We start from the raw sequence: 15,538 nt of genomic DNA, 5'->3' as shown, positions 1-15,538 counted from the left end.
AGTCACCCTCTTTACTTTTTCTAAAGAGAACCTTACTTTCCGTTGAACCAGACCATCACATAGATCACAATGGCCACGATTACAATAGAAATGGCTATATCTTTCCAGTTGTAACTGTTTTTGTTTTCTTTCTTTTCTTCTTCGGAAATAGTGGCATAGGTTAAATTCTTCACTTTTTCCGCTGAAGGAGGTGCAGTTGCGTAGCTCACCACCAGGATCAAAATAATACAGAAAAGGAAGAACCATGAGGCAAAGCTCAAAAAGTTCATATCTCCCAACATAAACCAGAAGCTGTCAGGGTCAAGGGAGCCTTTTACCAATTCCAATACAATTCTAAGGGCACCTACAATGAAACCAACAACCAAGGTTACAAATGCTCCTTGTGCATTGATTCGCTTGTGAAAAATACCCAACAAGAATACCGCCGTAATCGGTGGCGCAATGTACGATTGCACACTTTGGAGGTACTCATAGAGCACACCGGAAATATTGGCCATAATGGGAATCCAGATAATACCAATAATCACAACAATCACGGTTGCTATTTGACCCGTCCGTACCAATTTCTTCTCTGGAGTATTGGGACGTAATTTTTTATAAATATCAACCGTGAACAAGGTGGAACACGAGTTGAATACTGAGGCCAAGGAACTCATCAAAGCTGCCAAAAGACCCGCAGCTACTAATCCCCGTAATCCCGATGGCAATAAATTACTCATCAAAACTGGGAAGGCTTGGTCTGGAGTATCCCATTCCAACTGACCCCTCATCTTCAAGGTCAAGGCAATAACCCCCGGAATCAAAAACAAGAAAACTGGCATTAATTTCAACAAAGCCCCAAAAATGGTCCCACGTCTTCCTTCCTTAATATTTTTCGCTGTAAGTGCACGTTGCACAATATATTGGTCCGTACACCAATACCAAATTCCTGTAATGGTACTTGCTATCAAGAGCGGCGGCCATGGAAAATCAGGGTCCGAAGCGGAACGCCACATGTTCAGATATTCGGGTGTAACCGTTTGTTTCATACTTTCCCAGCCTCCTACTTCATCCAGTCCAATGATGGTAAGTGCGGCAGCTCCAATAATCAAAATAATAGCTTGCAGCGTTTCGGTATACACCACGGCACGCATTCCGCCCAAAATGGTATAGACACCTGTCAACACAACTGTAGCAATGGCACCGGTCCAAAAATCGATTCCCAACAAAGCAGAAACCACAACACCTCCTGCATAAATGGTCACAGAAATTTTGGTGAGCACATAAGCTACAATTGAAAACACAGAAAGAATCCATCGGGAACGGGCATCAAAACGTTTTTCGAGGAATTCAGGCATGGTAAACACACCTGCCCTGGCATAGAAGGGTAAAAACACCCAGCCCAAAATCAATACAACCCAGGCTTGAATTTCATATATCAACATGGGCAAACGGTCGCCGGCACCTGCACCAGCCAATCCAACAACGTGTTCCGAGCCAATGTTTGATGCAAAAATAGAGGCTCCCACTACGAACCATCCTACATTTCTTCCTGCGAGGAAATAGTCTTCGGTGTTCTCTTTCTTTTTTCCGATAACCCAAACCGCTATCCCCAAAAGCACTACAAAATAAATGGATATGGTAATCCAATCAATAGAATCCAATGTCTGCATAATGGTGACCTATTTGGTTGAGAATTTAAAACTGGTATGGGAGCTATACGTTTCTCCAGGGTTCAACCGTGTGGTTGGAAATGCTTCCTGATTCGGAGAATCTGGATAATGTTGCGTTTCCAGACAAAGTCCTGAACGTTTGCCATAGGTTCCTCCCGTCTTGGAAGCCAAAGCACCATTTAAAAAGTTTCCAGTATAGAATTGTATTCCGGGTTCATCGGTATAAACTTCCAATACTCTACCTGTTTCTGGATGATAAGCCGAGGCTGCAAAACCAAAATCATCCTCGGTTTCATTCAATACCCAGCAGTGGTCGTAACCCCCACCTCTTTGAATCTGCTGATTATCGGCTTCAATTTCCTTTCCTACAGCTTTTGGTTGGGTGAAGTCGAACGGTGTGCCTTCCACAGGACGAAGTTCCCCAGTGGGAATCAACCCTGCATCCACAGGCAGATAGGCCGAAGCATTTAAGGTAACCTCATGATCCAAAATATCATTGGAAAAATCTCCTGAAAGATTAAAATAAGTATGCTGGGTAAGATTCACCACGGTTGGTTTGTCCGTTACCGCTTCATACTGGATGTCCAGTTCGTTATCGCCAGTCAAGGTATAGGTTACTTTTACATCAAGCTTACCGGGATACCCTTCTTCACCATCCGCACTGGTATAAGTGAGCACAAGAATAGCGCCATCACCTGTGCTTTCCGGTTCAGCTTTCCAGACCTTTTTATCAAACCCCGTGATTCCTCCATGCAAATGGTTTGGTCCATTGTTTTTGGCCAAGGTGTAAGTTTCACCATCCAAAGAGAACTGCCCATTGGCAATTCGGTTGCCGTAACGTCCAATTAATGCTCCGAAATAGGGAACATCACCAAAATAAGAGTCCAAATCGTTAAAGCCGAGCACTACATCTTCATAATTTCCATCTTTATCGGGTGCAGTCCATCGGGTAATGATACCACCGTAGGTGATGACATCTATTTCCATTCCATTATCATTGGTCAATGTATACTTATCTACTTGTTGACCATCGGGCATTTCACCAAAGGCGCTTTTCTCGATATGGTTTTTTACTGATTCTGTATTCACTGTTTCCTGTTCAGATTGGTTTTCCTTTTTATTTTCCTTACATCCCGAATTAAAGAGGGCTGCAAAAAAAACAAAAAATAGCAAAGAAGCTTTAATTGTCTTCATCCTTTTTAGTTAGTTCAGTTAATTTTTAATTTTTGTGCTACATATTATGTTGAAACAAATGGTAATAGGCTTCATTGGCATGAATTTGATCTTTGAAACTTCTAATTCGCGTTTCAGCATCAATTACCAAAAGTTCTATGCCAAAAATATCGGCAAAATCCTCCATGTACTCTGTGGTCAACGCTTGTGTATAGACCGTATGATGCGCTCCTCCTGCCAATATCCAAGCTGTAGCCGCGATATCCAAATTAGGTTTGGCATCCCAAAGCACCCTGGCAACCGGCAATTTAGGTAAATCTGCCATAGGTTCCACAGCTTCAACCTCATTTACAATCAAACGGAAACGATTCCCCATATCCACTAGAGATGCATTGAGTGCATCACCAGCAGGTGAATTGAACACCAATCGCACAGGATCTTCTTTGCCTCCAATACCCAATGGATGTACTTCACATGATGGTTTTCCACTGGCGATGGATGGGCAAATCTCCAACATGTGGGATCCCAACACATAATCTTTTTCTGGGGTGAAGTGGTAGGTATAATCTTCCATGAATGATGTACCACCTTCCAATCCTTTGGCCATTACTTTCATGGCACTGACCATTGCGGCAGTCTTCCAATCACCTTCTCCGCCAAAGCCATAACCATCAGCCATTAAACGCTGAACGGCCAGGCCAGGTAATTGGCGTAAAGCCCCAAGGTTTTCAAAAGTATCGGTAAAAGCCATGAAACCTCCATCTTCCAAAAATGTACGTAGTGCCAGTTCAATCTTGGCAGACTCTACCAAAGATTCCCGTTGGGCTCCTCCTTTTTTAAGGGCATCGGTCAATGTATAGCTTGATTCATATTCTTCAAGCAGCTGGCCAATAGACTTCTGATCTAATGTATCTACGATTTTAGTGATATCGGAAGAGTCGTATGCATTTACGGCAACTCCAAAACGCATTTGTGCAGCTACCTTGTCACCTTCGGTAACGGCCACTTCACGCATGTTGTCCCCAATACGCGCCACTTTCATATTCTGAAGCTCATGACTGCCCAAAGCCACTCTGAACCACACGGCCAATTTTTGCTGCACGCGTACATCTTTCCAATGTCCTACCACAACCTTGCGTTTTTTACGCATACGGGTCATCATAAAACCAAATTCCCTATCTCCGTGGGCAGATTGATTCAAGTTCATGAAATCCATATCAATGGTATCCCATGGAATTTCTGCATTGAATTGGGTATGAAGATGGCACAATGGCTTGCTCAATACCGTAAGTCCGGCTATCCACATTTTAGATGGGGAGAAGGTGTGCATCCAAGCCACAACGCCAATACAATTGACATCATTACTGGCTTCCCTACACACAGCGGTAATTTCGTCTGGAGTGGTCACCACAGGTTTAAAGACTAGCGAAATGGGCAAATTACCCGATCCATTTAATCCATCTACAATATTCTTTGAGTTGGCGGCCACTTGTTTCAGTGTTTCAGGGCCATATAAATGTTGGCTTCCTGTTACAAACCAAATCTCCTTTTCAGTTATTTTCATTTATCTAGGTATTGATTGGTCATTGACCGTAATAGGCATTTTTGCCATGCTTACGTTCGTAATGTTTTTTTATTAAAGAGTCTTTTAATCTTGGGGCATTGGGATTTATCTGAAGTGTTAAATAGGCCATCTGGGCCACGGTCTCCAACACTTTAGTGTTGTACACGGCCTTGGCCGCGTTTTTGCCCCAGGCAAAAGGACCGTGGTTGCCAATGAGAACCATCTCCACTTCATTGTAATCCAAGTTTCGGGATGAAAAACAATCCAAAATCTGGATTCCGGTATTGTGCTCGTAATTCCCTTCTATTAAATCATCAGCCATAGGTGCCGCACATGGGATATCTTGAGTGAGGTGATCCGCATGTGTGGTTCCAAAAATCGGAATATCCCTTTGGGCCTGGGCCCAAGAAACCGAATACATGGCATGGGTATGGGCAACTCCGCCTATTTTCTCCCAATTTTTATAGAGGTAACTATGAGTTTTGGTATCGGACGAGGGGCGCAAATCACCCTCAACAATAGTGTTGTCATAGTCCAAAATCACCATGTCCGATGGTTTCAATTTCTCGTAGGGCACACCGCTGGGCTTAATGGCAAAAACACCATTGTCCCGGTCGACTGCGCTTACATTGCCAAACGTGTAAATGACCAGACCTAGGGCATTGAGCTCCATATTGGCCTCGTAACATTCTTCTTTAAGCGATTTATATTTTGACATTTTAAGCTTTTTTGTTTGTTTGTTCTTCTACAAATTGACCGAGCTCTTTGTAGGATTCCATCAATTTGGCATAGGTTTCCACTTGGGAAGACTGCGGGAAATATTCCGCTTCAAATTCACTGCCCATAACCTTGCTTGCTTCAATTACGGATTCATAGATACCGGCAGCAGTGGCAGCATAAATCGCAGCCCCCAAGGCAGGTGCTTGGTCAGATTCGGCCACTTTAATGGGCATATTCAAAACGTTGGCCAAGGTTTGCATAATGAATGGTGACTTCCGGGCCACCCCGCCAATACCGATTACAGATTCAATCTTAACACCTTCTTCTTCAAACCGGTCTACAATCATTTTGGAACCAAAACAAATGGCATTGACCAGCGCTTTGAAGATATGGGGTGCTTTGGTTCCCAATGAAATTCCAGTAATGGCACTTTTCAGTTCTTGGTTGGCATCTGGAGTTCTTCTTCCATTTACCCAATCCAGAGCCATGGGCACCACTTCTGAAAGTGGAATGGCTTCCGCCTGTTCCGCCAGGGTTCTGATAAACTTGGCTTCCACTTCTTCTTGTAACTGTTTCTTTTGTTCATCGGACAAAACGGATGATTTCATCACCAAATTATCCAATGGCCAAGCCAACACATTCTTGAACCATGCCAACACATCTCCAAAAGCAGACTGACCTGCTTCCAATCCCATTAAACCGGGGATTACGGAGCCATCAACTTGACCGCAGATCCCTTTTACAGTCTTATCGCCCACGGCTTCGTGGTTAGATACCATGATGTCACAAGTGGAGGTTCCCATCACCCGAACAAGGGCATGGTGGTCGACTTTAGCTCCAACTGCACCGGCATGGGCATCAAAGGTTCCTACGGCCAAAATGGTATTGGTGGTCAGTCCCAATTTGCTGGCCCATTCCTCATTTAAATGGCCTGCTATCTCGTTGGAGGTATAGGTTTCATCATACAATTTATCCCGAAGCGATGCCAAGTAAGGGTCCAACTTAGAGAGAAACTCTTGGGATGGCAATCCACCCCAGCTTTCGTGCCACATAGCTTTGTGGCCGGCAGCACATCTGCTTCGCTTGAATGTTTCCAAATCCTTATGGTCAGCCAATAGATACGTTATGAAATCACAATGTTCCATCCACGTGTGGGTCGCCTCAACGACACTTTTATCTTCCCGGGCCACATGAAGAATCTTGGCCCAAAACCATTCGGATGAATAAATACCTCCTTCGTATTTGGTGTAATCCTCACCGCCCCAGCTTCTGGCCAGTTCATTGATTTCATTGGCTTCTTTTACTGCCGTGTGGTCTTTCCACAATACCATCATGGCATTGGGATTTTCCTCAAATCCTTCGACCAAGGCCAAAGGAGTTCCATCTTTTGTCAAAGGCATGGGCGATGAACCAGTGGTATCAATGCAAATCCCCAAAACGGTTTCTGGGTTTACACCACTTTGCGACACCACAGCTTTAATGGTATGTTCCAAACCTTCGATATGATCTAAAGGATGCTGCCTAAACTGGTTGATTCCAGGCTTGCAATATTTTTGTTCTTTCCAACGGGGATACCAAAAGACCTCTGAGGCCAGCTCCGCTCCATTTTCCGTATCAATCAAAACCGCTCTAACCGAGTCGGAACCATAATCCAATCCTATTACGTACTTTTTCATTTTATTATTTTGGTGAATTTGATATGCATTACACCTAAAAACACCACTTTATCTTTTTGGTTTTATATGTGATAAGAATTGATTGCCTTTATTCTTCACCAATGGGCAGCCATACCTTCATTTTTCCAACTCCTCTGTTGGACCAAGCGTAATATGGTATAGCGGTTAAATTATCATTGGTAATGGTACTTACACCCCCTAATAAATTGGGCTGTATCTCCACATTGAATTGATCGTTTGAGGTTAATTTGATATTATCAAAACCTCCCTTGTTATCAATTTCTTCAACAGCGTAGACAATGGGTCCATATTCCAAGGACATTTTGCCTTGATTTTCTTCCACCATTGGGTTGGCGATAACTTTTCGCACTTCCATTGGGAATTCCAAATTCACAACATCACCAGCCTTCCACTCTCGGGAAAGGGTATAATAACCGTTCTCTGCAACAGCATCAATGGTTTCTCCATTTACTGTAATGGTGCTGCTTTTATCCACTTGGCTCTCATAATGGTACAAGTCACTGGGTAAAACTTCATTTCTTGCCCATCCGGGAACCCTAAACTTCATGGTAAACTCACCGGCCTCAGCAGGGTCAACAGTTAGTTTCACTTTTCCATCCCATGGATAAGAAGTCTCTTGTGACACTTGAACGGTTTGGTCCTTTAGGTCGACCGTAGCGTCATTGGCAGCGTATAGATTTACGAATATGGTATCATCGGTTTTGGAATAGATTAAACCGGGCATGGCGGGAATAAAACGAATTACATTGGTTGGGCAGCAAGAACAATCGAACCAATCCTTACGGGTACACGCCCCTTGGTTGAACTTATAAACCCCGTCAGATTCCAATGCGTTGGGATAGAAAAATTTCTCCCCATCCAAGGAAAGTCCAGAAATAAGTCCATTATAAAGCGTTCTTTCGATGACATCAAAATACTTAACATCACCGGTAAGGTTATGTAATCTGTGGTTCCAATATACATCTCCGATGGAAGCACAGGTCTCATTATACGCGGTTAAATTGGGGAGCTCATAGTTTTCACCAAAAGCCTCTCCTTCGTGCAAAGCACCGATACCTCCGGTAATGTACATTTTCTTGGTCACCATATTGTCCCAAAGAGCATTTACAGCTTTCAGATAGGCTGTATCCTTTTCAATGGCAGCGATATCCGTCATACCGGCATACATATATACCGCACGCACAGCATGGCCCACCACCTCGTCCTGTTCAATAACAGGCAAATGATCTTGTGAATAAGGTCCAAAAAGCTCGTGATTTTCTGGATCACCTCTGTGATCCAAAAAGTATTTGGCCAAATCAAAGTATTCTTTCTTGCCGGTTACCTCATATAATTTGATGAGGCCGGTTTCAATGATCTGGTGTCCTGGAACGGCGGCTATTTTTCCCTCTCCATCACCAAAGGTTTCCACCATAAGATCGGCATTCTTAAGTGCGATATCCAAGAAATTTTTCTTTCCAGTGGCTTTGTAGTGTACTGCTGCCGCCTCAAACAAATGGCCTGCATTGTAAAGTTCGTGGCTCATAGCAAGATATTCCCATCGTTTTCCTTCTTCTACCTTAACCCATTCTGCTGGTGGTTTGGCAGGATTGATGGTTCTCCAGGTCGTTAGATAACCATCCTCTTCTTGTCCTATTTTTATGATGGACACCAAGGAATCCAACAGAGTCTCCAATTGTGGGTTTGGCGCACTGATCAGGGAATTGGATGCTCCCTCAATGATTTTGTATACATCGGTATCATCAAAAGGCATGGCTCCTTTTACAGTTCCTTCCATTTGGCCTCCAGCAATCAAAAAATTATCGAATCGGCCCTCTTCATTACATTTCTCAATGGCAAATTCAATGGTTTTTTCCTGAACCCTTTCAATAATGGGCAACCAAAATTCGTCCTTCAGTTTTACATTTCTAATGTTTATAGCTTCAATGGGGTAGCCTTCCTTAACCTCTGCTTCGGGTGTATCCTCTTGTTTTTGAGTATCCGTCTTGCACGATACCAAAAGGGCCAAAAGGCCTGCTCCTAGAATTAATCCTCTTTTCATCTTTCTACTATTTTCCTTCCAATACAATCAGTGAGTGCGCTGGTATATCGATGGAGAGCACTCCTTTTCTTAACTTAAAATCTTTGAATTCACCGGGCACCACTTTTTCTGGGTCGTTGAATGAATTGTGGTCCTGAAGTTTTTCTGATGTAAGTATCTGCGCCGTAAGATTCTTGATATCCAAATCAGCCACATTCACTTCCACTGTTCTTTGTTCTTTGGAATCTATATTGACCAAAGAAATATGAACTGTATCATCCACACCTTTTGAAGCTGATACCGATATGGCTGGAAGCCCACGGAATTGGGAATTGTTCTCAATTTTTGATGGAAGCAACATCGCATCTTGGTGCACTTTGTACATATTCATTACATGATAGGTAGGCGTCTTTATCATTTTTTCCTCGTCGGTTAGGATCACCGCCTGAAGCACATTTACCATCTGGGCCAAATTGGCCATTTTTACACGTTTCGCATGGTTGTTAAAGGTGTTCAGAACCGTACCTGCAATCATAACATCGCGGATGGTATTTTGCTGGTAAAGCACACCGTTCTGGACTTCTGGCTCAGCATCGTACCAGCCACCCCACTCGTCTACAAAGAGATCTACCCTTCCTTCAGGGTCGTACTTATCCATGATGGCAACATGCTTAGTTACATATTCTTCCATTCTAAGGGCCTGCTCCATGCTTTTAAAGTAGATTTCCTCATCAAAATTGACGGATGGGCCTTTGGCATTCCAGTCAAAAACCGCGTAATCGTGTAACGCAACAGCGTCCATTAAGCTGTGGGGAACATTTTTCATTAAAGTTTCGGTCCAATGGTAATCATCTTCGGAAGCACCGGAAGCAATCCTGTACACTCCACCAGTATTGTTCCAATCTGACATGAAGGTTGCATATTTTCTGTAGATGTCAACATAATACTCCGCGGTCATGTTTCCACCACAACCCCAAGTTTCATTACCTACGCCCCAGTATTTTACATCCCAAGGTTCTTCCCTTCCATTTTCACGTCTCCAATCGGCCATTGGGCTTACCCCGTCATGGTTGGTATATTGCATCCAGTCAATCAATTCCTGTACGGTTCCACTCCCCACATTGGCAGATAGATAGGGTTCTGCTCCCAATTCTTCGCAGAGATTTAAAAAGTTATGGGTGCCAAAGCTATTGTCTTCGGTAGTTCCTCCCCACCAACGGTTTACAATGGTAGGACGGTCTTCTTGTGGTCCGACTCCATCTTTCCAGTGATACGTATCTGCAAAACACCCTCCGGGCCAACGCAAATTGGGAATATTGAGCTCTTTCAAGGCTGCTATGATATCATTCCGAACACCTTCGGTATTGGGAATGGTTTTATTGTCTTCACCCACATAAAGACCATCATAAATACATCGACCCAGGTGTTCTGCAAAATGACCATAAATGTGTTTGCTGATTTGGACCGAATCGGTGCTTTTGCCGATCTGGATGGTGACTGGTTGCTGTGCCAAAAGCACTGAAGGTAATACAATGGCCAAAACGACCTTTGCATATTTTAAAACATACGTACTAATTCTCATAACGGAAGGTTTAAAAAGGCATGATAAGAACATTGGCCTTGCTAATATTGTTAAGCTAAAAACTAATTCTAAATGGGTTTCGCAACGCGAAATATCCATCTATTGAATTTAAAGTGTATCTTACACACTAGTAAAGAACGTAAAGAATCTTCGAATTTGCAAGCATTAGCGTTAAAAAAGTGTTATTATGGCACCAAGATTATTTTTTGTCTTTACCTTACAAACATTTGTTAAACACCTAAATATTTAGGATTTTAGTCCTCATGAAAGTAATCAACGACCTAGAAAAAGCCGAAGACTTAAACATGCAACTCAATTATTATGACAAAGAAGATCAGGTGCTTTTGGCCGTTGACTGCATCATTTTTGGTTTTGACAAGGAAAATCTGAAAATACTGCTGATCAAGCGGAATTTTGAACCCGAAAAGGGTAGATGGTCCTTAATTGGTGGTTTCTTGAAAAAGAATGAAAATTTGGACCAAGCAGCGGTTCGAGTGCTCAATGCCCTAACCGGACTTACCGACATTTACATGGAGCAACTGTATACGCACAGTAAAATAGACCGGGACCCTGGCCAACGCACCATTTCCGTTTCGTATTATGCGCTCATCGATGTTGAATCCCATAAATTTGATGGTATCCAAATTGATTCCGCCCGCTGGTTTGAACTTAATGAAGCACCCAACTTAATTTTTGACCACAACGAAATGATCCAGAGGGCCATTGCCCGGCTTCGCAGAAGGGCATTGACCAATCCAATCGGTTTTGAGCTGCTGCCCGAAAAATTCACTATGCGTCAGCTCCAGAATCTTTACGAATCCATTTTGGATAAAAAGCTCGATAAGAGAAATTTTATCAACAAAATCAATTCCTTGGATGTATTGATTAAATTGGATGAAAAGGATATGACCGTTTCAAGAAAAGGTGCTTACCTCTACGTTTTTGATAAGGATAAATACCAAAAGAAAGTAGAGGAAGATGGGTTCATCTTCAAGATTTAGAACTGCATCTTCCCCTTTAGCTTATTTATTGTTTGGCCACTTCTGTACCAGTGAGCTTAAATTCATAAGGCCATTCCTCATCTGGAGTTTGTTCGGTATTCTCACTGTTTCTTCGTCGCATAGGCCTAGACCAGTGCTCGGTCGGCGCCCCGCTTACTACCAACCACAAATATTCGGTATTGGCTGGCACCTCAAAACTTGCCTTTCCAATACTGTCACTGAACATGTCACTGTACACACGTTCACCATTTTTCAAATAGGCCACAAAACCGTAGCGCCATCCTGCTTTGTCAACCTGTACTTTTTCGTAGGCATCATCTCCAGCTATGCCTTTAAAATCCAATTCCACCTTAGTTCCGGCTAAAGGCACTTCCAATTTTATTCCATTGTAACCATAATTTTGCGGAACATTTAAAGTATCAATTTGATACCAGTCATTTTGCAACTGGTTCACCTTGGTATAGTGCATGTTGGCATATTGGTTTGCTACGGATTCCACACGGTCCAAATCCCAGGTCATGAATCTTCGCGAAGCATCAAAAATCTCATCATTGAACTCTTTTTGGGATAGATTGTTCAATCGCTTATACGTCATCACGGGGTCCTCACCTTCTTGTGTATTTCTCATAAGTTCCCCAAAAAATTTCTTTCCGTGTTTCTGGGACCAATATTCAATCACATAGGGTGAATGGTACATGTTGGTAGGGTGCATGAATCCGTAATGGGTTCCTTTAAGATAATCCACCAAGTGATAGTTTTCAAATGTCATCCATTCTGGATAAACTTGCCAAAGCATGTATTGGGCAGACATTTCCATAATAGGGCCTCGGGGGCCAGTACCAGAGTCGGCTCTACTTAAATATTGAAAACTGTGGCCCAGTTCATGTGCCAAAACGCCGTAAGGTTCTTTGTTCACCCTAACCGCAGGTGTCCAGAAAATCCCGATTTTATCTTCGTCCCCTCCTCCAAAAGCAGTTTGCGTTTCAGCTTTGATAACATATACCAAGACTTTGTAGGTATCAGTATATGAACTGTCTTTTTTTACCAAGCCCAACTCGTTTACAAAAACCTCATAGGTTCGCTCCGACTCCAACAACATTCGTTCAGGGTTGAAACGCATTGTGGAATCTTGGTTGGCCATGGGATCCTCGCCATAATCCTTGTGCCAAAAAATGGCAATGTTGTCCCCTTCAACCATTCGGGCAAAACTGAAATCGCTATTGGGGTCATCATAATCGTTGCCCTTGGGAACTCTATGCACTTCCTTTGGAATATAAAGTTCTTTAGGACTACTTGGCTCCCTCTCACTTTCTCCATTCCTTTTCTTGGTATTGCAAGATGTGGTAACTACCAAAAACAGCAGTACAAAAAGTTGAAGTAGGTTCTGATGGTTTTTCATGAATCCAAGTACTTGACTGACTACAAATTAAAGTGTTATAGTCAATCCTTTTTTGGGCAACTCAATTTGATAGGCACCACGAACTTTCTCATAAGGGAGACTGACATTTTCAGCTTCAACTCGTAAAAAAGCATTGGGCGTATAGTCGTCTTTGCCACCCAAAGTAATTTCAACCTTATTGGTTTTGGTGTTGTAGCTCACCTTATCAAAAGTTCCAGCATCCAACGTCAACCACATTTTCTTGGGGGCAATATAAATTCTTGATTTTGCAGCAGTGGTAATATCCACTTCGACGATATCTCCATTTTGGGTCAGGTTTCCACCAAAGGCCAACCATCCTAAGTCTTCCTCTTGGATAATGTATGCAGCCTCGTTCATTGCATAACCATAAAAACCAGGGCCATTGTCACCAGATAAATGATCTATGCGCAATGTAGATGGATAAGAATGGAATGCAGCTGGCATAAATCCGTCCTGAGTAATATTTGAAATTGCCCCTAATGCACCACCATAACCTACTTTCAACAAATGAAAGTCGGGATTTTTTCGGTAAGCCTCCAAAACTGGAATGGCATTCATACCACTACCATAATGATGAATTTGACGCTCCACACGAGATGTTTCACCTGCTTTGCCTCCGTATAAAAAGTCCCAGTACCTTCTTGCATTGCCATTGTAAGCCCAGTGGGGCATTGTTGGCATATAGGCTAAAATAGCATTTAGAGTAACTTGGGCTTTATGTTCAAATCCAAAGTAAGAGCACCACGTGTAAACTTCCTCTTGACCTGTTGAATCCCAAGGCATTTCACTACCAAATGGGTAATCCAAGGCTTTCCACTGGTTAGCCCGTTGCTTCATGGTACCTTCCAACTTGTCAGCCATTTCTGTAAGTTCCTCACGTTTAAGGTCTTTCAAGATTTCCAAAAACACAGAGCCTTCCATGTTCCCAAATTGGGCATAGTAAGGTGCCAAATCTACCATGGCCATTGATGTATGGTATGCACGTTCCAAGTACCATTTCCAATCATGGTTTTCTACCAGACCTTTACGGTACCTTGCCAATCGGTACATTACCCAATACGCAGCAGCGACATGTGGGTAATTGAAAGACCTTCCGGTATCGTTGGCGTGTTTGTTGTCCCAAGCCGCCCAAGTATTATAGTTTAAAGTATCAGAGTAGGTTCCTTTGGGCATTTTATCGGGTTCATAGTAAAACATGCTTTTCTTAACACCATATTTTTCGTCGCCTGTGCTATACTGCAATCCTCCCCAAAGAGTACTATCAATAAACATTTCAAACTTTTCAATTTCAGATTTTTTAGGTTGAAGGTATTGTTTCATAATTGCGGTAAGCCAACTACCCGCTCCCCCTTCATCGCTCAATCCTGCAATCCATACCCTGCCATCTTGAGTAACTTGCCTCTTGTTCCCGTAATCATAAGAAATAACTGAATACGTTCTGTTAAATGGATCGTTCTTATCATCAAACCATTGTTCATTGAACAGGAATTCGCCCAAATTAGCAATAACCTCTTGCCTTGCCTCAATAACTTTATAGTTTATACTCTGTTTCAATCCATTGGAGTATGTAATGACGGCTCTAGCCCTGCCCCATTTCTTTCCTTCTACATAATATTCTTTATAGTTTGATGCAGTATTACCCACCAATTTAAACTCTAAAGCTCCTTGAGGCTCCACTTGAATTGATTCGACTTCCTTGGAATAACTTAAAAATAGTTGTGCCTTGTCTCCTATTGGCAACACATACCCGGGAACACCGACTGCAACTGGATGTTCTTCCTTGATCAAGGTCTCTTGAACATTTTTTATCCCTTCCGTTAGAACAAACTTCAACGCAAAATTCTTGGTTTCGTTGGGTTGTAGCGTCAGAGACGTTGGTGTGTTCCATTGCTCCACACCTTTCCATTCGTTCTCCGCATAGGCCTTGCTGTGCACCATCCATTCGTGGAATCCTTCAAAAACAATGCTTCGTGGTGTGGGGTCGTCCAATAAAGGTCTGTAGGCTTCAAATGACATATTTTCCTTTGGAAGCACCAATAAAGCTGGTCCTCTTCCACTGAGACGCTTCACTTCTAAATAGCCCGCATCCTTTCCAATATATGGGTCAAAAAATACATTTTGGGCATGGGTTTCTGTCAAGGATTTCCCTTCCAAAATATTGTTGAAAATCATAGGAATCCCCAAAGCTCCAATTTCAACCGGCGTTGTCTGAGTATTTTTTATTTCAAAACGCATGACCAGTTGATTATTGTCCAATTCGTAATACCGCTTAATGGATACCGGAATATCCTTAGGTAGGGTATTGGCCAAATCAGCAGCGGCCAAAACATTTCCACCGACTTCCAATGGGGTTACTTCTGCCCTAGTGGTCGCGGTGGAAAAATCCATCCAATTACCGTTGGTATCCTTTATTCTGAGGTTGATATCACCTAAATGGTATAAACTATCCTTGTCCCTAAGCTCCAATCGGTCCCCAGGGGTAAAGTCAAAGTTGGTTGCCCTGCCACTACTGGGGCTAAGTGCTGCAACGGTCTGCGAAGCCTTTACCAATTTTAATTTAAAGTCGGGGGTCTCATATTTTTGATAGACCTCGGCAATGCCCAACGTTGGTTCTCGCTGCTCTATCCTTCCCCAATACCCTTGGGCTTCCATTCTTAAGATGGTACCGAAAAACAATACCAATCCTATCCATACTATTCTATTCTTCAT

Annotated in this window: 10 protein-coding genes; 1 reads left to right on the top strand and 9 read right to left on the bottom strand. The window is 42.8% G+C overall.

What is annotated here, in order from left to right:
* Positions 1 to 32: 32 nt before the first annotated feature.
* From ACFOWS_RS04470 to ACFOWS_RS04440, 7 genes are all read right to left on the bottom strand, one after another.
* A complete protein-coding gene (locus tag ACFOWS_RS04470; RefSeq protein ID WP_379762762.1) occupies positions 33 to 1,652 on the bottom strand; it encodes a sodium:solute symporter in 1,620 nt (539 codons plus the stop codon).
* 9 nt (positions 1,653 to 1,661) lie between these two features.
* Positions 1,662 to 2,846, bottom strand: coding sequence for an aldose epimerase family protein (locus tag ACFOWS_RS04465; protein WP_379762761.1), 1,185 nt, complete (start codon positions 2,844 to 2,846; stop codon positions 1,662 to 1,664).
* A 37-nt stretch (positions 2,847 to 2,883) separates the two neighbouring features.
* Entirely contained in the window at positions 2,884 to 4,389 is a 1,506-nt protein-coding gene (araA, locus tag ACFOWS_RS04460; protein WP_379762760.1) for an L-arabinose isomerase, read from the bottom strand.
* A 19-nt stretch (positions 4,390 to 4,408) separates the two neighbouring features.
* A complete protein-coding gene (locus ACFOWS_RS04455; protein ID WP_379762759.1) occupies positions 4,409 to 5,107 on the bottom strand; it encodes an L-ribulose-5-phosphate 4-epimerase in 699 nt (232 codons plus the stop codon).
* A gap of 1 nt (position 5,108) precedes the next feature.
* On the bottom strand, positions 5,109 to 6,785 hold the full coding sequence (locus tag ACFOWS_RS04450; protein ID WP_379762758.1) for a ribulokinase: 1,677 nt from the start codon (positions 6,783 to 6,785) through the stop codon (positions 5,109 to 5,111).
* Positions 6,786 to 6,873: 88 nt separating this feature from the next.
* Entirely contained in the window at positions 6,874 to 8,847 is a 1,974-nt protein-coding gene (locus ACFOWS_RS04445) for a glycoside hydrolase family 127 protein (protein WP_379762757.1), read from the bottom strand.
* A gap of 7 nt (positions 8,848 to 8,854) precedes the next feature.
* Positions 8,855 to 10,408, bottom strand: coding sequence for an alpha-N-arabinofuranosidase (locus ACFOWS_RS04440; RefSeq protein WP_379762756.1), 1,554 nt, complete (start codon positions 10,406 to 10,408; stop codon positions 8,855 to 8,857).
* A 263-nt stretch (positions 10,409 to 10,671) separates the two neighbouring features.
* Here ACFOWS_RS04440 and ACFOWS_RS04435 point away from each other — a divergent pair, with 263 nt between their 5' ends.
* Positions 10,672 to 11,409 carry an NUDIX hydrolase gene (locus ACFOWS_RS04435; RefSeq protein ID WP_366590737.1) on the top strand — a complete coding sequence of 246 codons (738 nt, stop codon included), beginning with the start codon at positions 10,672 to 10,674 and terminating at the stop codon, positions 11,407 to 11,409.
* 25 nt (positions 11,410 to 11,434) lie between these two features.
* Here the strand turns inward: ACFOWS_RS04435 and ACFOWS_RS04430 are convergent, their stop codons facing one another.
* Both ACFOWS_RS04430 and ACFOWS_RS04425 read right to left on the bottom strand, forming a co-directional pair.
* Entirely contained in the window at positions 11,435 to 12,808 is a 1,374-nt protein-coding gene (locus ACFOWS_RS04430) for a DUF6055 domain-containing protein (protein WP_379762755.1), read from the bottom strand.
* A 27-nt stretch (positions 12,809 to 12,835) separates the two neighbouring features.
* A complete protein-coding gene (locus ACFOWS_RS04425; RefSeq protein ID WP_379762754.1) occupies positions 12,836 to 15,538 on the bottom strand; it encodes a DUF5695 domain-containing protein in 2,703 nt (900 codons plus the stop codon).

Origin of the sequence: Flagellimonas marina (assembly GCF_042651185.1) — a bacterium.
GTDB classification, from domain to species: domain Bacteria; phylum Bacteroidota; class Bacteroidia; order Flavobacteriales; family Flavobacteriaceae; genus Flagellimonas; species Flagellimonas marina.
The sequence above is the reverse complement of the archived record's forward strand: the minus strand, read 5'-3'. Positions and strand labels throughout refer to the sequence as shown.